The sequence below is a fragment of the Pseudomonas sp. DTU12.1 genome (assembly GCF_009873475.1).
Lineage (GTDB): Bacteria > Pseudomonadota > Gammaproteobacteria > Pseudomonadales > Pseudomonadaceae > Aquipseudomonas > Aquipseudomonas proteolytica.
Genome location: NZ_CP045254.1, coordinates 1,092,025 through 1,118,758, shown reverse-complemented (window position 1 = coordinate 1,118,758; position 26,734 = coordinate 1,092,025). Strand labels below are relative to the sequence as shown.

Sequence of the window (26,734 nt, the reverse complement as noted above, 5' to 3'; positions counted from 1 at the left end):
ATAGGTTTACTTCTCAACAGAGCATGAGCGACGGTGGTCGCCGACTACGTCAGCACTGACTGAGCAAGTATTGGGATCGTCCCAAGTGTTGCGGGCTTTTCCCACCCAGCGCGAGGTAACGCGTTGCGGGTGTAACAGGTCGGCGCGGATGTGCGCCTCATGATCTGCTGAGCGGGCCTGCTTCTGGCAGTCCCGATACAGCGGACTTTGGATTCTTCTGTTTCAGCCCCTTCAAGTCAAGCAATAATTGCGCTTTTTTCCAAGTAAGCGCATGAGAACGAAGAAGAAAGGGGTTTGAGGAGGGATAAAACTCGCCTGAATGTCGTCAAGCGGTAGAAATGTGCGCAAGACTGCCGGAAAACCCGGCAGTCAGGCAATTAACGAGCGTCGACGATCAGTTGGTCGAACTTTTTCAGCGCATTGCGCAAGCCGAGGCTCTCGCGCGGACGATCGGCGTAGACCATCTCGGCCATCTCCAGGATTCCCGACGCATTGGGCAGCGGCAAGTCCTGTTCCAGGATCTGCTTCATCCGGGCCAGGAAAACCCACTGCAACCACTGGTGAAAGTCCAGGGTATCGACAGAAAACGGCTCGACGCTGCTCAGCGCCTCGACACTGGGAGACACATCATCCCACCAGCCCTGCACACGCAGTTCACGCTCAATCAACAACAACTGTTCGGCAATCGCCGGAAAACGCGAATCCATCAGAGGCTGACCTTGGCTTTTTGCCGGGCCTGGGCGGCGCCGGCAGCATCACCTTGCGCGGCACGTGCATCACCAATCAAGGCCCACAGGCTGGCCTGCAGATCAGGACGACCGTTGGCCATGGTCAAGCCACGACGGGCGAACTGTTCAGCTTGTGGCGCGTCACCCTGGGCCATGCGCACTTGCGCCAGACGGTAGAGCACCTGCGGCTCACGTGGTGCAACACGCTGGGCGCGCTCGAGGCTGGACGATGCGCCGTTCAAGTCGCCACCGGCCTGCTGTTGCTGCGCGGTGGTGAGCAAGGCCAGGACCGGGCCGTCCAACTGCTCGTCGGCAGACAAGCCGCCAGCATTGGCCGAAGGAATCCCGCTCGGTGTCGACGGCATGTTGTAGGAACCCTGGTTGATCGGCGCCGTATCAATCGGCGCGGAATTCGACGGCCCTGGTGTAATCGGGCCCGGCGTCCAAGGCGCGGAGCTGATCGGCGCTGACGTGGTGGCGCCTCCGCCAGGGACCATCACTACCACGCCAGAATCCTGCGGCACGGCCTGGGTCGTGGCAGGGTTGGGACGGGTGGTCACGGTCTGGCGAAAGCCGCCATTGGCCGAAATCCGATCATTGTTGGACACAGCCGTGCCGGAATCCACCACAGGGATGGAGCCGCGCTGCACGCTGGAGCAACCACTGAGCAAAGCTAACGTTGTAATAGCCGGAATCAACCACTTGTTCACTTGAAATCCTCTTTGCTTAATTCATCCAGCCCTTGACCCAATCCATCACCGAATCCGCGTCTGTGGGCACACCTGTGCCACACGGAGCGCCGGCTGGCGGTTCGCTGCCGCGAATATACGGCATCTGCACCGCGCCCGGACAGTTGGCATCGGAGCCCTGGCCGGTATGGGGGTCGATCCAGGCCTGAACGATATTGTCAGGTTGTGGCATGTTCAGTGGCAGCGGGTCGGCCTTGCGCATAAAGCTGGTCCAGACCTGCAACGCGCCGGTCGCGCCGGTAAAGGGTGTCTTGCCGTTGTCATCGCGCCCCAGCCATACCACCGCAAGCAGGTCCTGGCTGAAACCGGCGAACCAACTGTCACGGGAATCGTTACTGGTACCGGTTTTGCCAGCCAGCGTCAGGTTGCCCGGCAGTGAGCTATACACCGACCGCCCGGTACCTTCGCGCATGACGCGCTGCATGGCGTTCTGGATCAGGTAGATGGAGGCCGGATCAAAGCGCTGCTCGATCTGGAACGGGTAGCGTTTGAGCGGTTCGCCTTCCGCCGTGAGAACACTGCGGATCCCACGCATCGGCGTATTGAAACCACCGTTGGCGAGGGTCTGGTACATGGTTGCCACTTCCATCGGGCTCAAGCCCCCTGCGCCCAGCAACATCGACGGGAACGCCGGGAACTCGCGGCTGACGCCCAGCCGCGCCAGCGTCTTGAGCACATTCGGCACACCCAGTTCCAGGCCAAGCCGCGCCGTGGACAGGTTGTAGGAATGCGCCAGCCCCTGGTACAGGAATACGGTGCCGTGGGAGCGACGATCATAGTTCTGCGGCTTCCACACCTGGCCGTCGGCGCCCTTGACCGAAAACGCTTCGTCGGACAGCCAACTGGTCAGGGTGTATTTGCTCGGTTTTTCCAGCGCGGTGAGGTACACCGCCGGCTTGATCAGCGAGCCAATCGGCCGCACGGCATCCAGCGCACGGTTGAAGCCAGCAAAGCTGGCCTGGCGACTGCCGATCATGGCCTGGACTTCACCGGTTTCCGGATTGGTCACCACCATGGCCGCTTCGACCTCGTCCGAGCCTTTACGCCCGGCCAGGCGCTTGAAGGTATCGCTGACCGAGGCTTCGGCCTTCATCTGCAGAATCGGGTCGAAACTGGTAAAGATCCGCAGGCCTTCTTCGGTCAAGTCTTCGTCGCGATAGTCTTCGCGCAACTGGCGTTTGACCAGGTCGATAAAGCCGGGGAAGGAGCTGTCGGCCAACTTGCCACGGGTGGTGACACCCAGGGGCATCTTCTTCGCAGCAGCAACCTGTTCAGCGGTTGCAACGCCCTGCTGCTCCAGCACATCGAGCACCAGGTTGCGGCGCTCCAGGGCCCGTTCCGGGTTGCGGCGCGGGTTGTAATAGGACGGTCCCTTGACCATGCCCACCAGCAGCGCCACTTGGTGCAACTTGAGCTCGGACAATGGCTGGCCGAAGAAGAACTGACTGGCCAGGCCGAAACCGTGCACCGCGCGCTGACCATCCTGGCCGACGAACACCTCGTTGAGGTAGGCCTCCAGAATCTCCTGCTTGCTGTAATGCAACTCCAGCAGCATCGCCATCATGGCTTCGGTGAGTTTACGGGTCAGGCTGCGTTCGCTGGTCAGGTAGAAGTTCTTGACCAATTGTTGCGTCAGGGTACTGCCGCCCTGGGTCATCCGCCCACCCGAGGTGTTGACCCAGATGGCGCGGGCGATGGACTTGGGCGATACGCCCCAGTGGCTATAGAAATCCCGGTCTTCGACCGCAACCAGGGTTTCCAGCAGATACGGCGGCACCTGATCGATCTTGATCAGGATGCGATCTTCAAGGTTCTTCGGGTAAATCCCGCCGATCAACAATGGTTCAAGGCGCACCACCGGCAGCTTGCCGCCATTGAGTGCAGAAAGCTCGGCCACGTAGTCCCCGGAGAAGCGCACGCGCACCGGCTGCGCCTTTTCGAGGCCCTCGTAGAACTGGAAGCCGCGGGTGTTCAGATCCACGGTATTGCCGCTGACCGCCGCCGCCCCCGGACCATTGGCCACGGCTTCGCGCCGGTAGCCCAACGCATCGAGTTCGGTAAGGAAGTCGGCCTTGCTCAGCTTCTGGCCGGTAAACAGTTCCAGCGGGCGAGCGTAGACCTTCGCCGGGATGGTCCAGCGCTTGCCAGAGAACTTCTCCTGCACCACCGCATCGAGGTAGACCGCGATGCCGGCGATCACCACCAGGCCCACCAGGCCGAGCTTGAGCGCCCAGCCCAACCAGGGGCGCAGGCTGCGGGAAGGAGGTTTTTTACGGGAACGGGGAGATCGAGTACGAGTCATGGCGGCGGATTATACGCACTTTATTGATGATCAACATGAACCGGACGGCGGTTTGCATGACCGGCTTGAGCGGCCATAATGCGCTCCATTATTTTCCCAGACTCCGAAGGATCGCCCGTGAGCCAGCCCCTGATTGCCGCCCTGCAAAACCCGGCCCTGTTTCCTCATCCGGTCGAAACGTTTCAAGTCATCGAAACCCATATTTCCTGGGTCCTGCTCACCGGTCCCTATGCCTATAAAATCAAGAAGCCGGTGAACTTCGGCTTCCTCGACTTCACCCAACTGGATGCCCGCGCCCACTTCTGCAACGAAGAGCTGCGCCTGAACCAACGCCTGACGCAAGATTTGTATCTTGAAGTGTTGCCGATCACCGGCAGCGTTGAAGCACCGCAACTGGGCGGCGAAGGCCCCGCCATCGAATATGTGCTGAAAATGCGCCAGTTCCCGCAAAGCCAACTGCTGAGTACCTTGCAGGCCAACGGCGAGCTGACCAGCGGCCACATTGATGAGATGGCTAGCCAGATTGCGCAATTTCACCTGAACGCGCCCAAGGTTCCCGAGGCACATCCGGCCGGCACCCCGAACGAAGTAATGGCGCCGGTGCGGCAGAACTTCGAGCAGATTCTTCCGTTCCTCAGCGACAAGGCCGACCTGGCCCAACTGGAAGCACTGCAAGCCTGGGCCGAGAGCAGCTTTGAACGCCTCAAGCCCCTGCTGGAGCAGCGCAAGCTCAATGGTTTTATCCGCGAGTGCCACGGTGATATCCACCTGGGCAACGCGACCATGATCGACGGGCACGTGGTGATCTTCGATTGCATCGAGTTCAACGAACCGTTCCGCTTCACCGACGTGTGCGCCGACACCGGCTTCCTGGCCATGGATCTGGAAGACCGTGGCCTCAAGTCCCTGGCCCGGCGTTTTATCAGCCAGTACCTGGAGCTGACCGGCGACTACCAGAGCCTGGAGCTGCTGAACTTCTACAAAGCCTACCGCGCGCTGGTCCGCGCCAAGGTCGCGCTGTTCAGCATGCCGTCCGAGGCAACTCCGGTCGAACGTGCAACCACCCTGCGCCAATACCGCAACTACGCCAACCTGGCCGAAAGCTACAGCACCATCCCCTCGCGCTTCCTGGCAATTACCCATGGCGTGTCGGCGACCGGCAAAAGCCATGTGGCGATGCGCCTGGTGGACGCGCTGGGCGCCATTCGCCTGCGCTCGGATGTCGAGCGTAAACGCCTGTTCGGCGAGCAGCAGGTGGAGAACACTCCGCAAGCCGGGATCTATGCCTCGGACGCCAGTGCCGCGACCTACGCCCGCCTGAATACCCTCGCCGAAACCGTGCTACGCGCAGGCTTCCCGGTGGTCCTGGACGCAACCTACCTCAAACGCGAGCAACGAGACGCTGCCGCCAAAGTCGCAGAAGCCACCGGCGCGCCATTCCTGATCCTGGATTGCAATGCACCGCAGGCGGTTATCGCTAGCTGGCTGGCAAAACGTCAGGCAGATAAAAACGATCCGTCCGACGCCACCCTGGCGGTCATTGAACAGCAGCAAGCCAGCCGTGATGCCCTGGGCGCCGAAGAGCTGCTGCTGAGCAAGCGGGTCGAGACCAATGAGAGCGGGACGCTGGACGCGCTGGTTGCCCATGTTCGCCAGCACCTGCCAGGGTTGTAAGAAATATTTCCTGGCCGTGATGCCGTTAACAGCTCACGGCCGGAAATAGTGGCACTATAATGGCATTATAAGTCCAACAGGAGATGCCGCCATGGGCCAGCCGAAGCTGCTTGATACCCCGCTCTACGCGCTGCTGCATAAAGATGACATCCGTGGCTTCAATCAGGAGCGCCCCAAGGATGGCGTCATAGATATGCGCGGCGGCGACTTCCGAGGGCTCGACCTGCGTCACCTGGACGCCGAGGGCGTGGATTTTACCGACGCCTATTTCCGTTCTGCCGACCTGCGTGGCCTGGACTTGCGCGACTGCGCGCTGGAAGGCGCGAGCTTGGCCCATGCGCAGATCTCGGGCACTTACTTCCCCCCAGAACTGAGCGCTGACGAGATCCTCATGTCGGTCAATTTCGGCACTCGCCTGCGTTACCGCACCCGCTGACCGTACACCTTCATACCCAGCTGCGCGCAATGCGGGCTGGGGGCCGGCACCTGCCACCGTCAAGATTCCAGCGTCAGCCTTAGAAGCGTTTACGTCGTTTCTGAGCAAACAACTACGCTTTTCCTACTGAGCGCTACACTCCTTTCAGGCTTGCCTGGTCACGATACCCACCGAACCATTCGGCCGTCGCAAGGAGGCTTGATGAATGATGAGCTGCAACACCTGAAAAACCTTGGCAAGACCTCGGCGCAATGGCTGCATGCGGTGGGCATTCATAGCGCTTCGGACCTGCGTCGCCTGGGCGCGGTAGACGCCTACCGGGCGGTACGTACCCGCGGCTTTCGGGCTTCAAAGGTCCTGCTGTATGCCATCGAGGGTGCATTGATGGACGTGCATTGGAACGATATTCCAACCGAGCGCAAGGAAGCCTTGAATCGCCAATTGGAAGCGTTGTCGGCACGCAATAAGAACTGAGAAGAGCCAAAGCCCAGTGTTTGCGGGGATTCCAAACAAGCGTTTGAGGAAAACCTTCCAGGGTGCAAAAACAAATGTTGACTCTCAAATGAGAATCGTTATGATTATCACAACTGGTCGCGAGATCAGCCGATAACTGAAAGACCATTGGTTCGGACTCTCAGATTATCTCCTCATCAGGCTAATCACGGTTATTTGACCCGGCTCTTGCCGGGTCTTTTTTTGCCTGCGTTTTATGGCCCAGGCACATGAGTGCATTCCTTGTGGGAGCTGGCTTGCCGGCTCCTACCGGTTTTAGCGGGCGATGATCAGTGGATGGCCTAGTTCAGGATGGGGCTGCACTAGCACATCCAGGCCAAACACTGCCTTGAGCAGCTCAGGACGCAATACTTGCGTCGGCGTATCCAGGGCATGGGGGCGGCCATTCTCCAACAGCAGGATGCGGTCGCAGTAGCGCGCCGCCAGATTCAAGTCGTGGAGGATCACCAGCACGGCGGCACCACGGTCGGCGAAGCTGCGGATGGCCTGCAAGGTGGTGTGCTGGTGCAAGGGGTCAAGCATCGAGGTCGGCTCATCGAGCAGTAACGTCTGCCCCGCCTCGCCCGGCCATAATTGCGCCAGCACCCGCGCCAGGTGCACGCGCTGGCGCTCACCGCCGGACAGGGCCAGGTAGCTACGCCCACTCAAATGGCCTACATCAGCAGCGCGTAAGGCGGCTTCGATGATTTCATCGTCGCGTACCCGCCCGCTTTGATGGGGCAAGCGCCCCATGCCCACCACTTCCTCGACGCGAAAAGCAAAATCCAGGGTCGACACCTGGGGCAGCACCGCCAGCCGCTGTGCCCGTTGCGCGCCCTGCCAATCCTTGAGCTCGCGTTCGTCCAGCCAGACTCGCCCTTCATCCGGATGCAATTGCGCGCACAACGCGCCCAGCAAGGTACTTTTACCCGCTCCATTGGGGCCCAACACACCCAATACTTCACCCGGCCGGAGGTCAAGGGTCACATCGGCCAATACGGTTTTGCGACCGCGGCGGATCTGCAGGTTTTCCACTCGCAGCATCAGGCGCGTCCTCGCAACAGCAGGTAGAGAAAAAACGGAGCACCGATAAAGGCGGTAACAATGCCGATGGGCAACTCAGCCGGTGCCAGCGCCAGGCGGGCCACCAGATCGGCGAACAGCAACAGACTCGCACCCGCCAGTACCGAGGCCGGCAGGAGCACGCGGTGATCCGGCCCCGCCAATAGCCGCACCAGGTGCGGCACCACCAGCCCGACAAAACCGATCAGCCCTGCAGCAGCGACCGCTGCGCCCACCCCAAGGGCCGTGCAAAACACCAGTTCGCGCTTGAGACCCTCGACATTGATCCCCAGATGGCTGGCCTCCGATTCGCCCAGGAGCAAGGCATTGAGCGCCTTGGCCCGGCGCGGCAGCCATAGCGCCACGCCCGCACTTACCAGCAGCAACGGCCACAACCGCGAGTAGCTGGCGCCATTGAGGCTGCCCAGGTTCCAGAACGTCAGGGTGCGCAAAGTGGCGTCATCCGCCAGGTAGGTGAACAGGCCCACCGCCGAAGCCGCCAGGGCGGTCAAGGCGATGCCGGCCAAGAGCATGGTTGCAACATTGGTCTGGCCGTCGCGACGCCCCAGGCGATACACCAATGCAGTCACACCCAAGCCACCAAGAAATGCAAACAGCGACAGCAGATACGGCCCCACCGCGTCCGGCAGGCCACCGAAAGCCGCGCCGCCGACGATGGCCACCGCGGCCCCCAGCGCAGCCCCACTGGACACCCCGACCAGCCCCGGGTCGGCCAACGGGTTACGGAACAACCCCTGCATGGCCACCCCCGACAGCGCCAGCACCCCGCCAACCGCCAGCCCCAACAACGTGCGCGGCAGGCGGATCTGGCCAAGAATCAGTTCAGCCTGCTCCAGGCCCTGGGCCTCGATGGGCACGCCCAGCAAGCGCAGGGCGGCGCGCAATGTGTCGAGCAACGGCAGGCTGACCGGCCCCAGGGCCAGGGACAGCCAGATCGCCAATACACACAACAGGCTCAAGCCGATAAACAGCGCACGCGGTTTAACCAGAGTGGTCATGGGGCGGCTTGGGCTTTAGCGGGATAGAACCCGGCGGACAAAGCTTGCAGGCTAGCCGGCAATCGCGGGCCAAGGCCACCGACCAGCAGCGTGGCGTCCAACTCAAACACCCGGCCTGACTGGGCCGCCGAGGTTTTCGCCAGAATCGGGTTCTCTTTGAACAAGGCCGCGCGGGCCGCCTCGCCACTCAGGGCGCGGTCGGAGAACACCAGCACTTCTGGGCTCAACTCCGCCAGCGACTCAACCGAAAACTGCTTATAGCCGCTGTGCGTCGCCAGGTTGCGCCCACCCGCTTGTTGCAACACCCAATCGGCGGCCGTGTCCGTGCCAGCGATCAGCGGCTTGCCACCGGCATGCCCGAGCACCAGCAGCACGCCGGGCGCCTTTTGCCGGGCTTGCGCCTGGGTCACGGTCTTTTTCTGCAGGTTCAGTTGCTGTTGATAAGTGCTGAACAGTGCCGCGGCCTTGTCTTCGGCACCCAACAACTTGCCCAGGTGTTGCAGGTTGCCTTGCAGGGTCGGCAGGTCCGGTTGCGCGGAGAACAGTTCCACTTGCACCCCCGCGTTTCGAATCTGCGCCAGCACCGGTGGTGGCCCCATTTCCTCGGTGCCCACCAGGATCTGCGGGCGCAGGCTCAGGATCCCTTCGGCGGAGAGCTGGCGCTGGTAACCGATACTCGGCAGCGCCTTGAGCGACTGCGGATGCTGGCTGGTAGTATCGACACCCACCAGCTTCGACTCCCCGCCAAGGGCCGCCACCCACTCCGACAACGCACCGCCGGCGCTGACCCAGCGTTGAGGCAGCTCAGCGGCTTGCGCCACGTGGTTGACCAGCAGTCCAACAACAAGCGCAATAGCGCTGGTACTCAGGCGCATAAAAGGGTTTCCTTCCAAGGGTGGGGTCAGTCATATGACCGCCTGGCATCGTACTGAGCACGCAGTCAGCCAACGGGCGAAGCCGGCATTTGATAATTGTTTGCATTTGCACGTCAAGCACCGGGCTCGCCCGCAAACCCCGGATCACTCTACAGCCCTTGAGCCGCGCCACCTGAGAACACTTATGAAGTTTCTGTGCCCCTCCCACGAACTGGCCCCTGGCAGCAGTCGCGGCTTCGATCTCGATGGCCGCAAGCTGTTTGCCGTACGCCGCGAAGGCCGCGTGTATTTCTATATCAACCGTTGCCCTCATCGCGGCGTACCGCTGGAGTGGCAACCTGACCGGTTTCTCGACCCCAGCGCGAGCATGATCCAATGTGCCACCCATGGCGCGTTGTTTCTGATCGAAAACGGCGAATGCGTCGCCGGCCCCTGCGCGGGCCAGAGCCTGACGCCCCTGCCCGGCCGTGAAGACGCTCAGGGGTTGTGGGTACAACTCTAATCGTTGAGCAACACCAACAATGGGCGGTCGATGCAGATTTGCTGGGCACTCACCTGCACGCCGTAAGCCAGGACTTCCACCCCGGCAGCCTTGGCCTCGAGCAGCGCAACGGCGTACCCCGCATCTATTTCCACAGCGGGCCTTACGCCATCAATGCCGGACAGATTCACGCAATACAACTGCACGGCTCGTACACCGCTACGGGCCAGGTGCGCCAACTCCCGCAGATGCTTGGCGCCACGCTGAGTCACCGCATCGGGAAACGCCGCGACAGACGTGCCGTCAAAGCCCAGGGTGACACTTTTGACTTCGACATAGGCTGCGCCGCCAGGGTAGTCCAGGCGAAAGTCGATACGGCTCTTCTCCTGGCCGTAGGGTACTTCACGCTTTAACGCGGTAAAGCCGTTGAGCTCCGTGATCACCCCGGCATTCAGCGCCTCTTCAACCAACGGGTTGGCCCGCGCGGTGTTGACGCACGCCAGGCGGCCCTGGGGGGTTTGCGCAATCTCCCAAGTGCCCGGCAGTTTGCGCTTGGGATCGTTGGAGCGGCTGAACCAGACCGGGCCGCCCTCAACCATGCAGTTGAACATCGAGCCGGTGTTCGGGCAGTGGATGGTGAGCAGTTCGCCAGTAGCGGTTTCGATATCGGCCAGAAAACGCTTGTAACGGCGAATCAGCCGGCCTTCTTCGAGGGGAGGATTAAAAAGCATCAGCCTTGCCAACTCCGCAAGCCACGGGCAATCCGCTCCACGGCTTCCTGGAGACGGTCGAGGTTTTGCGTGTAGGCAAAACGCACATGATGACCCGCCTGGAAGCGACCGAAATCCAACCCCGGCGTGAATGCCACATGCTCAGTTTCAAGAAAGTGCCGGCAAAATGCGAAAGCATCACCGCCAAAGGCGCTGATATCGGCATACAGGTAAAACGCGCCCTCAGGCTCGACCGCAATACCGAAACCCAACTCACGCAAGGCCGGCAACAGAAAGTCACGCCGGCGCCCGAACTCGGCCCGGCGCTCTTCGAGAATCGCCAGGGTTTGCGGGGTAAAACAGGCCAATGCCGCATGCTGGGCCATGCTGGGTGCACTGATGTACAGGTTCTGCGCCAGCTTCTCCAGTTCGCCCACGGCTGCGGGCGGTGCCACCAGCCAACCCAGGCGCCAACCGGTCATGCCGAAATACTTTGAAAAACTGTTTAGGACAAACGCCTCGTCATCCACTTCCAGCACGCTGGCCGCATCAGTGCCATAGGTCAGGCCATGATAGATCTCATCCACCACCAGATGGCCATTGCGCGCTTTGATCGCACTGGACAGGCCGGCCAGCTCATCGCGGGTCAGGATGGTTCCAGTCGGGTTGGCCGGCGAGGCGACCAAGGCCCCCACACTGTCCTGGTTCCAATAGCGCTCCACCAGGTCGGCGGTCAGCTGGTAGCGCACCTCGGGACCGACCGGCACCAATTGCGCCGCGCCTTCCACCAGGCGCAGGAAGTGCCGGTTGCAGGGGTAGCCGGGATCCGCCAGCAGCCAATGCTTGCCGGGATCCACCAATAGGCTGCTGGCCAGGAGCAAGGCCCCGGAGCCGCCCGGGGTGATCAGGATGCGCTCGGGGTCGATATTCAAGCCGTAGCGCTGCTGGTAGAAACCACTGATGGCCTCGCGCAACTCCGGCAGGCCACGGGCGGCGGTGTAGCGGGTCTTGCCATTGGCCAGCGCGGCCTGGCCGGCCTGGATGATCGGCTCGGCGGTGGTGAAGTCCGGCTCGCCGATTTCCAGGTGAATCACATCATGGCCCGCAGCTTGCAACTCATTGGCCCGCGCCAGCAACGCCATGACATGAAACGGTTCGATAGCACGACTGCGAGCACTGTAGGGCTGAGCCATTAGCCTTCCTTAACAATGAGGACAAAATCGGGATTCTACCGAACCCGTGAGGTAAAACATGTTCTATTGCCTGCCCGACCGGGATGATGAGCCGGGCAAGCGCCTGCAAAAAGACTAAAATCATCATTCGAGACGGTGGATGCCCTTCCATGGCGGGTCGCAACAGTTTGCAACCCCCGCATGACGGGCCCAGACAACCGGGAGTGGCGCACCCCGAATCTATCTGGTAAGTTCGCCCGCTTGCAGCCGCAGGGCCGGCAGGTGTCGGTGATGTTGCAATCCTGCGCAATGGATTAGAAGAGTGAGAGGCGGTCTATTCATGTCCACCCAAGCAAAGCAACAGAGCATCAGCGGCTTCGAACCCTACATCGAGACGAAGGGCGAGGAGTACATGGGCGAGCCCATGCGCAAGCACTTCACCAAGATCCTGCAGAAATGGAAGCAGGACTTGATGCAGGAGGTCGACCGTACGGTTGACCATATGAAGGACGAAGCAGCCAACTTCCCTGACCCGGCCGACCGTGCCAGCCAGGAAGAAGAGTTCAGCCTTGAACTGCGCGCCCGTGATCGCGAGCGCAAGCTGATCAAGAAGATCGACAAGACGCTGCAACTGATCGAAGACGAAGAGTACGGCTGGTGCGAATCCTGCGGCGTCGAGATCGGCATTCGTCGCCTGGAAGCCCGTCCTACTGCTGACATGTGCGTAGACTGCAAGACCTTGGCCGAAATCAAGGAAAAACAGGTCGGCAAGTAATCCCTGCCGGGCTGAACGAATGGGGCGTGCAAACGCCCCATTTTTGTTTCTGGAGTTTGGCGGTTTTCCAGTAATATCCAGGCCATGACAGCCTCTCCTTATATCGGGCGCTTCGCCCCCACGCCCAGCGGCCATTTGCACTTTGGCTCCCTGGTTGCAGCCCTCGCCTCCTACCTCGACGCCCGCGCCAATCACGGCCGCTGGCTGATGCGCATGGAAGACCTCGACCCACCCCGTGAAGAACCCGGCGCCCAGGCGGCGATCCTGCATGCCCTGGAAAGCTACGGTTTTGAATGGGACGGCGAACTGGTCCGCCAAAGCGAGCGGCATGATGCCTACGCCAAAGTTTTGAACGATATGTTCAACCATGGCCTGGCCTACGCCTGCACCTGCTCACGCAAGCAACTGGAAGCGTATAACGGCATTTACCCCGGCCTGTGCCGCAATGCCGGTCACGACCAGCAGGATGCCGCCATTCGTCTACGGGTTCCCGAGCTGGAATACCACTTCACCGACCGTGTTCAAGGCCAATTCCGACAACACCTGGGGCGCGATGTCGGCGATTTCATCATCCGCCGCCGCGACGGCCTGTACGCCTATCAACTGGCCGTGGTGCTCGACGATGCCTGGCAAGGCGTCACCGATATCGTGCGCGGCGCCGACCTGCTGGACTCCACACCTCGCCAGTTGTACCTGCAGGAGCTGCTGGGCCTGCGCCAGCCGCGCTACCTGCATGTGCCCCTGATCACCCAGCCGGACGGTAACAAGCTGGGCAAATCCTACCGCTCCCCGCCGTTGACGCCCGACCAGGCCACGCCGTTGCTACTAAGGGCGTTGCGCGCGCTCGGCCAGCAACCCGGGGATGAACTGCACCATGCCAGCCCACGAGAATTGCTGGATTGGGGCATTGCGCACTGGGATGCCACCCGGATCCCGCGCACACTCACATTGGCCGAGGCGCAATTACACTGAAGGCGCTTGCAGCCTGCCAGCCATCCGTTAACATCGCCGCAGTTTTTCAATCAGAGGCCAACATGTACATCTATCGCTTGGTCCTGCTGTTGGTCGTCGGGATCTACCTGTTTTCTCCCGCCATCATGGACTGGTGGATCGACGCCACGGGCGCCTGGTATCGCCCCTATCTGCTGTGGCTGATCCTGATCGTCGTGACCTTTATCCTGCAGAGCCAAAAAGATGCCGATGAGCTTTAGCCTGACCCAGATGCTGCTGATCAGCGCCGCCTACCTGGCGGCGCTGTTCGGGGTGGCCTGGATCAGTGAGCGTGGAATGATCCCGCGGGCGATCATTCGCCACCCGCTGACCTACACCTTGTCGCTGGGCGTGTATGCCAGCGCCTGGGCGTTCTATGGCACGGTGGGCCTGGCCTACCAGTACGGTTATGGGTTTCTTTCCAGCTACCTCGGGGTGTCCGGGGCCTTCCTGCTGGCGCCGGTGTTGCTGTACCCGATCCTGAAGATCACCCGCACCTACCAGTTGTCGTCGTTGGCCGACCTGTTTGCGTTCCGCTTTCGCAGCACCTGGGCCGGCGCGCTGACCACCATTTTCATGCTGATCGGCGTACTGCCGCTGCTGGCCCTGCAAATCCAGGCCGTGGCTGACTCCATCAGCATCCTCACCCATGAACCGGTGCAACATCGGGTGGCCCTGAGCTTTTGTGCGCTGATTACCCTGTTCACGATTTTTTTTGGCTCGCGGCATATCGCCACCCGGGAAAAACACGAAGGCTTGGTGTTTGCGATTGCCTTCGAGTCGGTGATCAAGCTGATCGCCATCGGTGGCGTGGGCCTGTACGCGCTGTACGGGGTGTTCGACGGCCCGCAGCAACTCGAGCTGTGGCTGCTGCAAAACCAGACCGCTCTCGCCGCCCTGCACACCCCGCTGCAAGAAGGCCCATGGCGCACGCTGTTGCTGGTGTTCTTTGCCTCCGCCATCGTCATGCCGCACATGTACCACATGACCTTTACCGAGAACCTCAACCCGCGCTCGCTGGTCAGCGCCAGTTGGGGCTTGCCGCTGTTCCTGCTGCTGATGAGCCTGGCAGTACCGCTGATCCTCTGGGCCGGCCTGAAACTGGGGGCCACCACCAACCCGGAATATTTCACCCTCGGCATCGGCATCGCGGCCAACAGTAAGTCCCTGGCATTGCTGGCCTACGTCGGCGGCTTATCGGCGGCCAGTGGTTTGATCATTGTCACCACCCTGGCGCTGTCGGGCATGGCCCTCAACCACCTGGTGCTGCCGCTGTATCAGCCACCTGCCGAAGGCAACATCTACCGCTGGCTGAAATGGACACGCCGCGCGCTGATCGTAGCCATCATCATGGCCGGCTATGGCTTCTACCTGCTGATGGCGGCCGAGCAGGACCTGGCCAACCTCGGAATCGTGGCCTTCGTCGCCACCTTGCAGTTCTTGCCGGGGGTTCTGTCGGTGCTGTACTGGCCGACCGCCAATCGACGCGGGTTCATCGCCGGGCTGCTGGCGGGGATCCTGGTGTGGCTGGTGACTATGCTGCTGCCGCTGGTCGGTAATCTGCAGGGCTTCTATATCCCGCTGCTGAACATGATCTACGTGCTGGATGACACCAGTTGGCACATGGCTGCCATCGCCTCGCTGGCGGCCAACGTGCTGATGTTCACCCTGATTTCCCTGTTCACCAACGCCAGCCCCGAAGAAACCAGCGCTGCCGAAGCCTGCGCGGTGGATAACGTGCGCCGCCCGCAACGCCGCGAACTGCATGCGGCATCGCCCCAGGAGTTCGCCACCCAACTGGCCAAGCCCCTGGGCGCCAAGGCCGCACAAAAGGAAGTGGAGCAGGCACTGCGCGATCTGTACCTGCCCTTCGATGAGCGCCGCCCCTACGCCCTGCGCCGCCTGCGCGACCGCATCGAGGCCAACCTGTCGGGGTTGATGGGCCCCAGCGTGTCCCAGGACATGGTGGAGACTTTCCTGCCCTACAAGGCCGGCGGCGAAAACTATGTCACCGAAGATATCCACTTCATCGAGAGCCGGCTGGAGGACTACCACTCGCGCCTCACCGGCCTTGCCGCCGAACTCGACGCCCTGCGCCGCTACCACCGCCAGACCCTGCAGGAACTGCCCATGGGCGTCTGCTCCCTGGCCAAGGACCAGGAAATCCTGATGTGGAACAAGGCCATGGAAGAGCTGACCGGCATCGCCGCCCAACGCGTGGTGGGCTCGCGCCTGACCACCATCGCCGATCCGTGGAAGGAACTGCTGCAGGGCTTTATCAACCTGCCGGACGAACACTTGCACAAACAGCATCTGGCCCTCGACGGCCAGACGCGCTGGCTGAACCTGCACAAAGCCGCGATCGACGAGCCCCTGGCCCCCGGTAACAGTGGCCTGGTATTGCTGGTCGAAGACCTGACCGAAACCCAAATGCTCGAAGACAAACTGGTGCACTCCGAGCGCCTGGCCAGTATCGGGCGCCTGGCGGCCGGGGTGGCCCACGAGATTGGCAATCCGATCACCGGTATCGCGTGCCTGGCGCAGAACCTGCGCGAAGAGCGCGAAGAGGACGACGAAATCACCGAAATCAGCGGGCAGATCCTCGAACAGACCAAACGCGTCTCGCGCATCGTGCAATCGCTGATGAGCTTTGCCCATGCCGGCGGCCACCAGAATCACGATGAAGCCGTGTGCCTGGCCGAAGTCGCCCAGGATGCCATTGGGCTGCTGGCCTTGAACCGGCGCAATTTCGAAGTACAGTTCTATAACTTGTGCGATCCGGAACACTGGGTGGTCGGCGACTCACAACGCCTGGCCCAGGTGCTGATCAACCTGCTGTCCAATGCCCGCGACGCGACACCCGCCGGCAGTGCGGTAAGGGTCAAGAGCGAGGCTTTCGAGCACACGGTCGACCTGATCGTGGAGGACGAAGGCAGCGGTATTCCACAGAACATCATGGACCGATTGTTCGAACCCTTCTTCACCACCAAGGACCCTGGTGAAGGTACCGGTCTGGGCCTTGCACTGGTCTATTCCATCGTTGAAGAGCATTATGGACAAATCACCATCGACAGCCCGGCTGACACCGAAAGCCAACGCGGCACCCGTATTCGGGTGACCTTGCCGCGTCATGTCGAAGCGACGTCCGCTGTGAACTGAGACCGTCGAGAGAATTGAATCAATGCCGCACATTTTGATCGTCGAAGACGAAACCATTATCCGCTCTGCCTTGCGTCGCCTGCTTGAACGTAATCAGTACCAGGTCAGCGAAGCCGGCTCGGTGCAGGAAGCCCAGGAGCGTTTCAGCATTCCCACCTTTGACCTGATCGTCAGTGACCTGCGCCTGCCTGGCGCACCGGGCACCGAACTGATCAAGCTGGGCCAGGGCACGCCGGTGCTGATCATGACCAGCTACGCCAGCCTGCGCTCCGCCGTCGACTCGATGAAGATGGGCGCGGTGGACTACATCGCCAAGCCTTTCGATCACGACGAAATGCTCCAGGCGGTGGCTCGCATCCTGCGTGATCGTCAATCGGCCAGCAGTGCCCCGGCGGAACGGCCGGCCGGCAAGGCCGCCAGCGACAAGCCCGGGGTCGACAACAGTAATGGCGAAATCGGCATCATCGGCTCCTGCCCGCCCATGCAGGACCTGTACGTCAAGATCCGCAAGGTTGCGCCCACGGACTCCAATGTATTGATCCAGGGCGAGTCCGGTACCGGCAAGGAGTTGGTGGCCCGTGCCCTGCACAACCTGTCCAAGCGTGCCAAGGCGCCGATGATTTCGGTGAACTGCGCGGCAATCCCTGAATCCCTGATCGAGTCCGAACTGTTCGGCCATGAGAAAGGTGCCTTTACCGGTGCCAGCGCCGGACGCGCAGGCCTGGTAGAAGCGGCGGACGGCGGCACGCTGTTCCTCGACGAAATCGGTGAACTGCCCCTGGAAGCCCAGGCGCGCCTGCTGCGAGTGTTGCAGGAAGGCGAGATTCGTCGGGTGGGCTCGGTCCAGTCGCAAAAAGTCGATGTGCGCCTGATCGCCGCGACTCACCGCGACCTGAAAAGCCTGGCCAAGATCGGCCAGTTCCGCGAAGACCTGTACTACCGCCTGCACGTGATCGCCCTCAAGCTGCCGGCCTTGCGTGAACGCGGCGCCGACGTCAACGAGATTGCCAATGCGTTCCTGTTGCGCCAGAGCGCACGAGTCAACCGTACCGACCTGACGTTTGCGGCCGACGCCGAACAGGCCATCCGCCACTATTCGTGGCCAGGCAACGTGCGCGAGCTGGAAAACGCCGTGGAGCGCGCGGTAATCCTTTCGGAAAGCCCGCAGATCTCCGCAGAGCTGTTGGGCATCGACATCGAACTGAGCGACCTGGACGATGACGACTTCATTGGCCTGGCCCCCCAACAGGGCGGCAGTAACACCAGCCACGAGCCCACGGAAGACTTGTCCCTAGAAGACTACTTCCAGCACTTCGTCCTGGAACACCAGGACCACATGACCGAGACCGAACTGGCGCGCAAATTGGGCGTCAGCCGCAAATGCCTGTGGGAGCGGCGCCAGCGCCTGGGCATTCCAAGGCGCAAGACCGGGGTTGCCAGCGAAAGCTGAGGCCAACTCACATGGGGTAACACCCCAAACGTGAAAAAACTGTTACCTCAGATATTCACGTAACAAAAAGCCGGGGCTTACGGTAACGAAGCCCCGGCTTTTTTATGCCCGCCAAACCCACCAGATCCGACCAAACCCCTTGTTTTGCTGGGGTTTGCAAAAGTTGGCACGCACCCTGCTATATGCTTAGTACAAGAACAATAAAAAGCACCGTACACACACAATAAAAATAAGACGAATCGACTCACGCACAATAAAAACAACACGGCGGAGGCGCAGCTAACTGATTCTTTTGGAGAGGCGTTGCATTTGGGGCTTGCCCCGCAACCAGGCCGAGAACAACAAAAACTGCCCTAAGGCAGAGCCTGAACTGGTTGGATCATTGATCATCGCAACACAGCGACCAAAGCAATCCGTTTGCTCTTGACTCCCGATTGGGAGTGTCATGAAGGTCAAATCTCATGACGAGGGCGATCAACAAAAACAAGAAGCCCGAAATCAATAATAAAAATAGAGCACGCAACTACTTTCTGGGGGAGCTTCGGCTCCCCTTGTAGTTTCTGCGATTTGAGCGTCAACCGGCCCCATTTAAGCATCTGGCTCACGGCTTGCAGCTAGTTCCTACACCATCCCCTGACTAAATGCTAGAATCCCGGCCCATCATGCGGTCATTCTTCGTTATGGCCGAACATTCCTTCAAACAGTGCATCCCATGCTGAAGAAGTTGTTCCAGTCATTCCGTTCCCCCTTGCGTCGTACGCAACACATTCGCAGCACGCCTGAAGTGCTCAACAGCAATCAACATTCGCTGCAGCGCGCCCAGTTCAGCCGTTATGCGGTGAACATCGTCGAACGCCTGCAGAACGCTGGCTACCAGGCCTACCTGGTCGGCGGTTGCGTGCGCGACATGTTGCTCAACATCACCCCAAAGGATTTCGACGTCGCCACCAGCGCCACGCCTGAACAAGTGCGTGCCGAGTTTCGCAACGCGCGGATCATCGGTCGGCGCTTCAAATTGGTGCATATCCACTTTGGTCGCGAGATCATCGAGGTCGCGACCTTCCGCGCGGGCCACCCGCAAAACGATGAAGAGGAAGACAGCAACCAATCTTCCCGCAACGAAAGCGGACGCATCCTGCGGGACAATGTGTACGGCACCCTGGAAGAAGACGCGCAACGTCGCGACTTCACCATCAATGCCCTCTATTACGATCCGGTCAGCGAGCGCATCCTCGATTACGCCAACGGCGTGCACGATATCCGCAATCACCTGATCCGCCTGATCGGCGACCCCACGCAGCGCTACCAGGAAGACCCGGTGCGCATGCTGCGGGCCGTGCGGTTTGCCGCCAAGCTGAACTTCGGTATCGAGAAACACACAGCCGCGCCGATTCGCGAACTGGCTCCGATGCTGCGGGAAATCCCCTCGGCGCGCCTGTTCGAAGAAGTGCTCAAGCTGTTCCTGTCCGGGCATGCCGCCGACACGTTCGAAATGCTGGTGGACCTGCAGTTGTTCGACCCACTGTTCCCGGCCAGCGCCGATGCACTGGAGCACAACCCGACGTACACCCACACCCTGATCAGTGAAGCCTTGATCAACACTGACCTTAGGATCAAACAGAACAAACCGGTGACCCCGGCCTTCCTGTTTGCCGCCCTGCTCTGGCCTGCGTTGCCAGCCCGGGTGCTGCGCCTGCAGAACCGTGGCATGCCGCCAATTCCAGCGATGCAGGAAGCCGCCCACGAACTGATCGCTGAACAGTGCCAGCGCATCGCGATCCCCAAGCGTTTCACCATGCCGATCCGCGAGATCTGGGACATGCAGGAGCGCCTGCCACGCCGCAGTGGCAAACGTGCCGACCTGCTGCTGGACAACCCGCGCTTCCGTGCCGGCTATGACTTCCTGCTGCTGCGCGAAAGCGCCGGCGAGCAGACCGATGGCTTGGGCGAATGGTGGACCGACTACCAGGACGCCAATGACAGCGAACGTCGCGAGATGATCCGTGAGCTCAGCAGCAAAGGCGAAGCCACTGGCGACGGGCCGAAGAAACGCCGCCGCAGCAGTGGCAGCAAACGCAAGCGCAGTGCCGCCGACACCTCTGGCGAATAAGCACGGTGGAGCGTATCTACATCGGTATGGGCAGCAACCTTGCTGCCCCGCAACAGCAGTTGCGCGACGCCCTCAAGGCGTTGGCGCAATTGCCGAACACCACATTCGCGGGTGTTTCTGCCTTCTATCAAAGTGATTCCCTGCTTAGCGGCCAGCCGCGCTACACCAATGCCGTGGCGGCGCTGGACAGCACGCTTGCGCCGCTGGTACTGCTGGATGCGCTGCAGGCCATCGAGAACGATCAGGGCCGCGAACGCCTTGAGCGCTGGGGGCCACGCACCCTGGACCTGGATATCCTGCTGTTTGGTGATCGCCTGATCGACGAGCCGCGCCTCAAGGTGCCTCACTACCAGATGCATCTAAGGGCTTTTGTGCTCTATCCACTTGCCGAATTGGCGCCGTCCACTTTAAAACTGCCTGACGGCCGCCTACTCAGCGACGTGCTCGCCGAATGCCCGTTCGTCGGCCTCGAACGCCTGCGGTTGTAGGAGCGAGCTTGCTCGCGAAAATCGTCAATATAAATGCAGGCGGCCTGATTAAACGCGTTGTCTAGATGTTCTTCGCGAGCAAGCTCGCTCCTACAACCGCATCAGTAACAGCGGTAACACCCCGCTCGTAACAATGCGGTAACACATCCAATTGACTTCCCGAGTCCTCCTCACGACTATAGGCGTCCCGCTGCCGCCAACCCGGCGCTGAAGGGCGCAATCCAGGCCTTATAAGCACTGCTCTGAAGAAAGTGCGCCTGTATAAACGAAGACTCACGCGCGTTACTCGCTGTTTCCAAGCGCCTGAACGAGGACCCTTTTCATGCCAGACATTACCCTGACCACCTTGCAGAGCCTCAAACTCAAAGGTGAAAAAATCGCCATGCTGACCTGCTATGACGCCACGTTCGCCCAGGCCTGCTGCCAGGCCGGCGTCGAGGTGTTACTGGTAGGTGACTCCCTGGGCATGGTTCTTCAAGGGAATGACAGCACCCTCCCCGTCACCACCGATGAGCTCGCCTACCACACCGCCAGCGTCAAGCGCGGTAACGAGGGCGCGTTCATCATCGCCGACCTGCCGTTCATGGGTTACGCGACGCTGGAGCAGACGTTCCAGAACGCCGGCAAGCTGATGCAGGCCGGGGCACATATGATCAAAGTGGAAGGTGCCGTGTGGCTCGCCGAGTCGATCCGCCTGCTGGCTGAACGCGGCGTGCCGGTATGCGCGCATATGGGCCTCACCCCACAGTCGGTGAACATCCTCGGTGGCTACAAGGTCCAGGGCCGCAATGAAGCCCAGGCGCGGCAGATGCGTGCCGATGCCATCGCCCTGGAGCAGGCTGGCGCCGCGATGATCGTACTCGAATGCGTGCCAAGCGAACTGGCGCAAGAAATCACCCAGGCGGTGAAAATCCCGGTGATCGGCATTGGTGCGGGCAGCGCGACTGACGGCCAGGTCCTGGTACTGCACGATATGCTGGGCCTGAACCTCACCGGCCGCGCACCAAAATTCGTGAAGAACTTCATGGCCGGCCAGGACAACATCCAGGCTGCACTGAGCGCCTATGTCGCCGAAGTCAAAGCCGTTACCTTCCCAGGCATCGAACACGGATTCTCTGCATGAACACCGTCAAAACCCTGCGCGAACTGCGAGCCGCCGTCACCCACGCGCGTAGCGCCGGCAAGCGCATCGGCTTCGTGCCCACCATGGGCAACCTGCATGCCGGCCACGCTACGCTGGTAACCCGCGCCGCCGAGCAAGCCGACTTCGTGGTGGCGAGCATTTTCGTCAACCCACTGCAGTTTGGCGCCGGCGAAGACCTGGACAAGTACCCACGCACCCTCGCCGCCGACCAGGAAAAGCTGCTGGTGGCAGGCTGCAACCTGCTATTTGCCCCTACGGTTGACGAGATGTACCCCGGCGGCATGACCGTGCAGACTCGGGTCAGCGTGCCGCAATTGTCCGAAGGCCTGTGCGGCGCCAGCCGTCCGGGCCACTTCGAGGGTGTGGCGACCGTGGTGAGCAAGTTGTTCAACATGGTCCAGCCTGACCTGGCGGTATTCGGGCAAAAGGACTATCAGCAACTGGCGGTGATCCGCGCCATGGTGCGCGACCTGAACATGCCGATCCAGATTATCGGCGAACCCACCGTGCGCGCCGAGGACGGCCTCGCGCTGTCCTCGCGCAACGGTTACCTGAGCGAAGAACAGCGCGCCATCGCCCCGGTGCTGTACCGCAGCCTCTGCCAGATCGCCACCGCGATCCAAGCCGGCGACCGCGACTTTGCCAAACTGCGCGCCGAACAGATCCAGCACATCGAGGCCGCCGGCCTGCGGATGGACTACCTGGAAGTTCGCCAGGGCCAGCACCTGCGCCCTGCAACTGTCGAGGATCGTGATGTGGTGATCCTAGTTGCCGCTTACCTGGGCGCGACGCGGTTGATCGACAACCTGCACCTAAATCTACCCGCCTGATCCTGGCGAGAGTCCACTGTAGGAACGGTTTGTGTGGGAGCGGGCTTGCCCGCGATTGCGGTGGGTCAGCGACAAATGCATCGACTGACAGTCTGCCATCGCGGGCAAGCCCGCTCCTACATAAACCTGCGCCCACATGGGTTTTGTAGCGCCCCTCAAAGCCCTCGGTATAAAAAAGTACCGACCTCTGCACAGACAAAGCCAAGACATATCGACACGCTAGGTTTAATGTAATCGCCCGGCGTTATAGTTAGCGCTGTCTGGAACCCAATCCTTGATACAAGACTGGACGTTCCGGGTTTAGAAGTGTCCTAAAGGCAGTCCCAGTAATAAAAAGGAAACCCGCAGCGATGGCGTATTACCGCACTCCTCATGACGTTACCGCTCTGCCCGCCTGGCAAGCGCTCAATCAACATCGCCAAGCCATGCAGGATTTCAGCATGCGCGACGCGTTCAATGCCGATCCCCAGCGCTTTACCCAATTCACGTTGAGCAGCTGCGGACTGTTCCTCGATTACTCGAAAAACCTGATTACCCCTGAAACCCGCGACCTGCTGGTGGGCCTGGCCAACGAAGTCGATCTCAAAGGCGCGATCAAGGCGCTGTTCGACGGCGAGCCGGTCAACTCTTCGGAAGGTCGTCCGGCACTGCACACTGCACTGCGCCGCCCGGTGGGCGACAAGCTGTCGGTCAACGGCACCAACATCATGCCCGACGTGCACAAGGTGCTGAACCAGATCACCGATCTGGTGGGGCGCATCCATGATGGGCTGTGGCGCGGCTACACCGAGAAGCCGATCACTGACGTGGTCAACATCGGTATCGGTGGTTCGTTCCTCGGCCCGGAGCTGGTCTCTGAAGCGCTGTTGTCCTACGCACACAAAGGCGTGCGCTGCCATTACCTGGCGAATATCGATGGCAGTGAGTTCCACGAACTGACCCAGAAGCTGCGCGCCGAGACCACGCTGTTTATTGTCTCGTCGAAATCCTTCAACACCCTCGAAACCCTGAAAAACGCCCAGGCCGCCCGCGCCTGGTACCTGGCCCAGGGTGGCTCGGAAGCCGAGCTGTATCGCCATTTCATCGCCGTGTCGAGCAACAACGCGGCGGCCGTGGCCTTCGGTATCCGTGAAGAGAACATCTTCCCGATGTGGGACTGGGTCGGCGGCCGTTACTCGTTGTGGTCGGCCATCGGCTTGCCAATCGCCCTGGCTATCGGCATGTCCAACTTCAAGGAACTGCTGTCTGGCGCCTACTCCATGGACCAGCACTTCCAGAACGCCCCATTCGAGCAGAACATGCCTGTGCTGCTGGGCCTGCTGGGTGTGTGGTACGGCAACTTCTGGGGCGCACAGAGCCATGCGATCCTGCCGTACGACCACTACCTGCGCAACATCACCAAGCACCTGCAACAACTGGACATGGAATCCAACGGCAAAAGCGTACGCCAGGACGGCAAGCCGGTTGCAGTCGACACCGGCCCGGTGATCTGGGGCGGCGTGGGCTGCAACGGCCAGCACGCTTACCACCAGTTGCTGCACCAGGGCACCCAACTGATCCCGGCCGACTTCATTGTGCCGATCGTCAGCTTCAACCCGGTCTCCGACCATCACCAGTGGCTGTATGCCAACTGCCTGTCCCAGAGCCAGGCGCTGATGCTCGGCAAGACTCGCAGCGAAGCCGAAGCCGAACTGCGTGACAAAGGCATGGCCGAGGAAGAAGTACAGAAACTGGCGCCACACAAAGTCATCCCTGGCAACCGCCCGAGCAACACCCTGGTGGTCGAACGGATCAGCCCCCGTCGCCTCGGCGCATTGGTGGCGATGTATGAGCACAAGGTGTTCGTGCAGAGCGTCATCTGGGGCATCAACGCTTTTGACCAATGGGGCGTTGAGCTGGGCAAGGAGCTGGGCAAAGGCGTCTACAACCGCCTGACAGGCGCTGAGGAAACCTCGGCCGAAGATGCCTCGACCCAGGGCCTGATCAACTACTTCCGTGGTCGTCACCGCGGTTGAAGTGATCGGCACTACAATCAGGGATTGAACCTGCACAAGCGCCCTTGTGTAGGAACTGGCTTGCCAGCTCCTACACAAGGGTCAGCCTTGAGCTCTTGTATCTATAACAAGAAGAGGGATCCCTTATGTTCGATATCAGCCAGTTTCCCCATGCCGATGCCGTGCGCCGTGCCGCACAACTGGGCCAGGAGGACTATCAGCGCCTCTATCGTCAATCCATCGATCACCCCGACATCTTCTGGGCCGAACAGGCCAAAGCCTTGCTCGACTGGATCACGCCCTGGCAGACCGTCCAGCACTGCGATATCCACACCGGCGCCGCCCAGTGGTTTGCCGGCGGCCAGCTGAACGTCAGCTACAACTGCATTGACCGGCACCTGGCGCAACGTGCCGATCAGCCGGCCTTTATCTGGGAAGGCGACGATCCTGCAAAATCTTCCAAAATCACCTACCGCCAACTTCATCAAAACGTCAGCCGCCTGGCCAATGTGCTGAAAAGCCGTGGGGTGAAGAAAGGCGATCGGGTGTGTATCTACATGCCGATGATTCCCGAGGCCGCTTACGCGATGCTGGCCTGTACGCGGATTGGCGCGGTGCACTCGGTGGTGTTTGGCGGGTTCTCACCGGATGCCTTGCGCGACCGCATTCTGGATGCCGACTGCCGCACGGTGATCACTGCCGATGAAGGCGTGCGCGGCGGCAGGCCCGTGGCACTGAAACAGAATGTCGACAAGGCCTTGGCCAGTTGCCCAAATGTCACGACGGTACTGGTGGTGGAACGCACGGGCGCTGCGGTGGCCTGGACCGAGGGGCGCGACCTCAAGTATCAACAGGCTGTTGACGCGGTCAGCGGCGAATGCCCGCCCGAGGCAATGGATGCCGAAGACCCGCTGTTTATCCTCTATACCTCCGGCAGCACCGGCAAGCCCAAAGGCGTGTTGCACACCACCGGTGGCTACCTGCTGCAAGCGGCAATGACCTTCAAGTACGTGCTCGACTACCGCGAGGGCGAGGTGTTCTGGTGCACCGCCGACGTCGGCTGGGTCACGGGCCATAGCTATATCGTGTACGGGCCACTGGCCAATGGCGCCACCTCCCTGATGTTTGAGGGCGTGCCGAGTTACCCGGACAGCTCGCGCTTCTGGCAGGTGATCGACAAGCATCAGGTGAATATCTTCTACACCGCGCCCACCGCCTTGCGGGCCCTGATGCGTGAGGGCCATGGCCCGCTGGAGAACACATCCCGGGCCAGCCTGAGGTTGCTCGGCAGTGTCGGCGAGCCGATCAACCCGGAAGCCTGGGAGTGGTATTTCAATGCCGTCGGCGAACAGCGCTGCCCGATTGTCGATACCTGGTGGCAGACCGAAACCGGCGGCATCATGCTCAGCCCGCTGGTCAGCGCCCAGCGCATCAAGCCTGGCTGCGCCACCCAACCGATGTTTGGGGTGCAGCCGGTATTGCTCGACGAACAGGGTAAGGAAATCAACGGCGCCGGCAGTGGCGTCCTGGCGATCAAGTCCAGTTGGCCGGGGCAGATCCGCAGCGTGTATGGCGACCCACAGCGGATGATCGATACCTACTTCAAGCCCTACCCCGGCTACTACTTTACCGGCGACGGCGCGCGGCGCGACGAGGATGGCGACTACTGGATCACCGGGCGTATCGATGATGTGATCAACGTGTCCGGCCATCGCATCGGCACCGCCGAGGTGGAAAGCGCGCTGGTGCTGCATGACAAGGTGGCCGAGGCCGCCGTCGTCGGCTATCCCCATGACCTCAAGGGCCAGGGCATCTATGCGTTTGTCACGCCGATGAATGGCGTCGAGCCCAGCGACGAGCTGAAAAAGCACCTCTTGGAACTGGTCAGCAAGGAAATCGGTAGTTTCGCCAAGCCCGAGCTGATCCAATGGGCGCCGGCCTTGCCCAAAACCCGTTCAGGCAAGATCATGCGACGTATCCTGCGCAAGATCGCTTGCAATGAGCTGGACAGCCTGGGCGATACCTCGACCCTGGCCGATCCGAGCGTGGTCGACGGCCTGATCGACAAACGCCTGAACCGATAGGAACCCCCAA

23 protein-coding genes are annotated in these 26,734 nt (G+C 61.1%); 15 read left to right on the top strand and 8 right to left on the bottom strand.

The features are described 5' to 3' along the window. Positions 1 to 377 precede the first annotated feature (377 nt). From GDV60_RS04830 to mrcB, 3 genes are read right to left on the bottom strand one after another with little or no spacing between them, the layout of a single operon-like run. Positions 378 to 707, bottom strand: coding sequence for a YqcC family protein (locus tag GDV60_RS04830; RefSeq protein WP_092233399.1), 330 nt, complete (start codon positions 705 to 707; stop codon positions 378 to 380). After that, positions 707 to 1,438, bottom strand: coding sequence for a tetratricopeptide repeat protein (locus tag GDV60_RS04825; protein WP_029298918.1), 732 nt, complete (start codon positions 1,436 to 1,438; stop codon positions 707 to 709). Before GDV60_RS04825 ends, GDV60_RS04830 begins: the two co-directional genes overlap by 1 nt. Positions 1,439 to 1,454: 16 nt before the next feature. Beyond that, a complete protein-coding gene (mrcB, locus tag GDV60_RS04820; RefSeq protein ID WP_029298920.1) occupies positions 1,455 to 3,779 on the bottom strand; it encodes a penicillin-binding protein 1B in 2,325 nt (774 codons plus the stop codon). 117 nt (positions 3,780 to 3,896) lie between these two features. On the opposite strand from mrcB, the gene GDV60_RS04815 reads away from it, so the two are divergent. The 3 genes from GDV60_RS04815 to GDV60_RS04805 all read left to right on the top strand — a co-directional run bounded on the left by GDV60_RS04815 (position 3,897) and on the right by GDV60_RS04805 (position 6,363). After that, positions 3,897 to 5,453: a bifunctional aminoglycoside phosphotransferase/ATP-binding protein gene (locus GDV60_RS04815; RefSeq protein ID WP_159906459.1), complete on the top strand. Its 1,557-nt coding sequence runs from the start codon at positions 3,897 to 3,899 to the stop codon at positions 5,451 to 5,453. Between the two features lie 91 nt (positions 5,454 to 5,544). Beyond that, entirely contained in the window at positions 5,545 to 5,889 is a 345-nt protein-coding gene (locus tag GDV60_RS04810; RefSeq protein WP_070994367.1) for a pentapeptide repeat-containing protein, read from the top strand. Between the two features lie 201 nt (positions 5,890 to 6,090). Next, positions 6,091 to 6,363: a TfoX/Sxy family protein gene (locus GDV60_RS04805; protein ID WP_029298926.1), complete on the top strand. Its 273-nt coding sequence runs from the start codon at positions 6,091 to 6,093 to the stop codon at positions 6,361 to 6,363. A 294-nt stretch (positions 6,364 to 6,657) separates the two neighbouring features. Here the strand turns inward: GDV60_RS04805 and GDV60_RS04800 are convergent, their stop codons facing one another. Genes GDV60_RS04800 through GDV60_RS04790 form a run of 3 tightly spaced genes read right to left on the bottom strand, consistent with a single transcriptional unit; the run spans position 6,658 to position 9,337 of the window. Further along, positions 6,658 to 7,425 (bottom strand): heme ABC transporter ATP-binding protein, encoded by a 768-nt coding sequence (locus GDV60_RS04800; RefSeq protein WP_029298928.1) that lies wholly within the window; start codon positions 7,423 to 7,425, stop codon positions 6,658 to 6,660. Next, positions 7,425 to 8,462 (bottom strand): iron ABC transporter permease, encoded by a 1,038-nt coding sequence (locus tag GDV60_RS04795; protein WP_159906458.1) that lies wholly within the window; start codon positions 8,460 to 8,462, stop codon positions 7,425 to 7,427. The genes GDV60_RS04800 and GDV60_RS04795 overlap by 1 nt, the downstream gene beginning before the upstream one ends. Further along, a complete protein-coding gene (locus GDV60_RS04790; RefSeq protein WP_159906457.1) occupies positions 8,459 to 9,337 on the bottom strand; it encodes a hemin ABC transporter substrate-binding protein in 879 nt (292 codons plus the stop codon). Before GDV60_RS04790 ends, GDV60_RS04795 begins: the two co-directional genes overlap by 4 nt. Before the next feature lie 184 nt (positions 9,338 to 9,521). Between GDV60_RS04790 and GDV60_RS04785 the strand changes: the two genes are divergently transcribed. After that, positions 9,522 to 9,839 carry a Rieske (2Fe-2S) protein gene (locus tag GDV60_RS04785; RefSeq protein ID WP_029298934.1) on the top strand — a complete coding sequence of 106 codons (318 nt, stop codon included), beginning with the start codon at positions 9,522 to 9,524 and terminating at the stop codon, positions 9,837 to 9,839. On the opposite strand, the gene sfsA is transcribed toward GDV60_RS04785, so the two are convergent. Next, on the bottom strand, positions 9,836 to 10,549 hold the full coding sequence (sfsA, locus tag GDV60_RS04780; protein WP_159906456.1) for a DNA/RNA nuclease SfsA: 714 nt from the start codon (positions 10,547 to 10,549) through the stop codon (positions 9,836 to 9,838). The two genes, GDV60_RS04785 and sfsA, sit on opposite strands and share 4 nt — an antisense overlap. Next, positions 10,549 to 11,721 carry a pyridoxal phosphate-dependent aminotransferase gene (locus tag GDV60_RS04775; protein WP_104911569.1) on the bottom strand — a complete coding sequence of 391 codons (1,173 nt, stop codon included), beginning with the start codon at positions 11,719 to 11,721 and terminating at the stop codon, positions 10,549 to 10,551. The genes sfsA and GDV60_RS04775 overlap by 1 nt, the downstream gene beginning before the upstream one ends. Before the next feature lie 319 nt (positions 11,722 to 12,040). Between GDV60_RS04775 and dksA the strand changes: the two genes are divergently transcribed. The 11 genes from dksA to acs all read left to right on the top strand — a co-directional run bounded on the left by dksA (position 12,041) and on the right by acs (position 26,724). Continuing rightward, positions 12,041 to 12,475, top strand: coding sequence for an RNA polymerase-binding protein DksA (gene dksA / locus GDV60_RS04770; protein ID WP_029298940.1), 435 nt, complete (start codon positions 12,041 to 12,043; stop codon positions 12,473 to 12,475). Between the two features lie 84 nt (positions 12,476 to 12,559). Beyond that, positions 12,560 to 13,447, top strand: coding sequence for a tRNA glutamyl-Q(34) synthetase GluQRS (gene gluQRS, locus GDV60_RS04765; RefSeq protein ID WP_029298942.1), 888 nt, complete (start codon positions 12,560 to 12,562; stop codon positions 13,445 to 13,447). Between the two features lie 62 nt (positions 13,448 to 13,509). Further along, the gene (locus tag GDV60_RS04760) at positions 13,510 to 13,686 is read left to right on the top strand and encodes a hypothetical protein (RefSeq protein ID WP_003176118.1); all 177 of its coding nucleotides are present in this window, start codon (positions 13,510 to 13,512) and stop codon (positions 13,684 to 13,686) included. Then, a complete protein-coding gene (locus tag GDV60_RS04755; RefSeq protein ID WP_029298944.1) occupies positions 13,670 to 16,624 on the top strand; it encodes a sensor histidine kinase in 2,955 nt (984 codons plus the stop codon). Before GDV60_RS04760 ends, GDV60_RS04755 begins: the two co-directional genes overlap by 17 nt. Positions 16,625 to 16,646: 22 nt before the next feature. Then, the gene (locus tag GDV60_RS04750; protein ID WP_029298946.1) at positions 16,647 to 18,074 is read left to right on the top strand and encodes a sigma-54 dependent transcriptional regulator; all 1,428 of its coding nucleotides are present in this window, start codon (positions 16,647 to 16,649) and stop codon (positions 18,072 to 18,074) included. Positions 18,075 to 18,786: 712 nt separating this feature from the next. Continuing rightward, positions 18,787 to 20,184, top strand: a complete 1,398-nt coding sequence (locus GDV60_RS04745; RefSeq protein WP_029298948.1) for a polynucleotide adenylyltransferase PcnB — start codon at positions 18,787 to 18,789, stop codon at positions 20,182 to 20,184. A 5-nt stretch (positions 20,185 to 20,189) separates the two neighbouring features. After that, the gene (gene folK, locus GDV60_RS04740) at positions 20,190 to 20,672 is read left to right on the top strand and encodes a 2-amino-4-hydroxy-6-hydroxymethyldihydropteridine diphosphokinase (RefSeq protein ID WP_159906455.1); all 483 of its coding nucleotides are present in this window, start codon (positions 20,190 to 20,192) and stop codon (positions 20,670 to 20,672) included. A 322-nt stretch (positions 20,673 to 20,994) separates the two neighbouring features. Continuing rightward, positions 20,995 to 21,795, top strand: coding sequence for a 3-methyl-2-oxobutanoate hydroxymethyltransferase (panB, locus tag GDV60_RS04735; RefSeq protein ID WP_029298953.1), 801 nt, complete (start codon positions 20,995 to 20,997; stop codon positions 21,793 to 21,795). Further along, the gene (gene panC / locus GDV60_RS04730; protein WP_159906454.1) at positions 21,792 to 22,646 is read left to right on the top strand and encodes a pantoate--beta-alanine ligase; all 855 of its coding nucleotides are present in this window, start codon (positions 21,792 to 21,794) and stop codon (positions 22,644 to 22,646) included. Before panB ends, panC begins: the two co-directional genes overlap by 4 nt. A gap of 350 nt (positions 22,647 to 22,996) precedes the next feature. Next, a complete protein-coding gene (pgi, locus tag GDV60_RS04725; RefSeq protein ID WP_159906453.1) occupies positions 22,997 to 24,661 on the top strand; it encodes a glucose-6-phosphate isomerase in 1,665 nt (554 codons plus the stop codon). A 125-nt stretch (positions 24,662 to 24,786) separates the two neighbouring features. Further along, positions 24,787 to 26,724: an acetate--CoA ligase gene (acs, locus tag GDV60_RS04720; RefSeq protein WP_092233376.1), complete on the top strand. Its 1,938-nt coding sequence runs from the start codon at positions 24,787 to 24,789 to the stop codon at positions 26,722 to 26,724. Positions 26,725 to 26,734: the final 10 nt, after the last annotated feature.

Coding starts and splice junctions, on each gene's coding strand:
- GDV60_RS04830 (WP_092233399.1), bottom strand. CDS start 707: ATGGATTCGCGTTTTCCGGCGATTGCCGAACAGTTGTTGTTGATTGAG.
- mrcB (WP_029298920.1), bottom strand. CDS start 3,779: ATGACTCGTACTCGATCTCCCCGTTCCCGTAAAAAACCTCCTTCCCGC.
- GDV60_RS04810 (WP_070994367.1), top strand. CDS start 5,545: ATGGGCCAGCCGAAGCTGCTTGATACCCCGCTCTACGCGCTGCTGCAT.
- GDV60_RS04805 (WP_029298926.1), top strand. CDS start 6,091: ATGAATGATGAGCTGCAACACCTGAAAAACCTTGGCAAGACCTCGGCG.
- GDV60_RS04800 (WP_029298928.1), bottom strand. CDS start 7,425: ATGCTGCGAGTGGAAAACCTGCAGATCCGCCGCGGTCGCAAAACCGTA.
- GDV60_RS04795 (WP_159906458.1), bottom strand. CDS start 8,462: ATGACCACTCTGGTTAAACCGCGTGCGCTGTTTATCGGCTTGAGCCTG.
- GDV60_RS04790 (WP_159906457.1), bottom strand. CDS start 9,337: ATGCGCCTGAGTACCAGCGCTATTGCGCTTGTTGTTGGACTGCTGGTC.
- GDV60_RS04785 (WP_029298934.1), top strand. CDS start 9,522: ATGAAGTTTCTGTGCCCCTCCCACGAACTGGCCCCTGGCAGCAGTCGC.
- sfsA (WP_159906456.1), bottom strand. CDS start 10,549: ATGCTTTTTAATCCTCCCCTCGAAGAAGGCCGGCTGATTCGCCGTTAC.
- GDV60_RS04775 (WP_104911569.1), bottom strand. CDS start 11,721: ATGGCTCAGCCCTACAGTGCTCGCAGTCGTGCTATCGAACCGTTTCAT.
- dksA (WP_029298940.1), top strand. CDS start 12,041: ATGTCCACCCAAGCAAAGCAACAGAGCATCAGCGGCTTCGAACCCTAC.
- gluQRS (WP_029298942.1), top strand. CDS start 12,560: ATGACAGCCTCTCCTTATATCGGGCGCTTCGCCCCCACGCCCAGCGGC.
- GDV60_RS04760 (WP_003176118.1), top strand. CDS start 13,510: ATGTACATCTATCGCTTGGTCCTGCTGTTGGTCGTCGGGATCTACCTG.
- GDV60_RS04755 (WP_029298944.1), top strand. CDS start 13,670: ATGCCGATGAGCTTTAGCCTGACCCAGATGCTGCTGATCAGCGCCGCC.
- GDV60_RS04750 (WP_029298946.1), top strand. CDS start 16,647: ATGCCGCACATTTTGATCGTCGAAGACGAAACCATTATCCGCTCTGCC.
- GDV60_RS04745 (WP_029298948.1), top strand. CDS start 18,787: ATGCTGAAGAAGTTGTTCCAGTCATTCCGTTCCCCCTTGCGTCGTACG.
- panB (WP_029298953.1), top strand. CDS start 20,995: ATGCCAGACATTACCCTGACCACCTTGCAGAGCCTCAAACTCAAAGGT.
- panC (WP_159906454.1), top strand. CDS start 21,792: ATGAACACCGTCAAAACCCTGCGCGAACTGCGAGCCGCCGTCACCCAC.
- pgi (WP_159906453.1), top strand. CDS start 22,997: ATGGCGTATTACCGCACTCCTCATGACGTTACCGCTCTGCCCGCCTGG.
- acs (WP_092233376.1), top strand. CDS start 24,787: ATGTTCGATATCAGCCAGTTTCCCCATGCCGATGCCGTGCGCCGTGCC.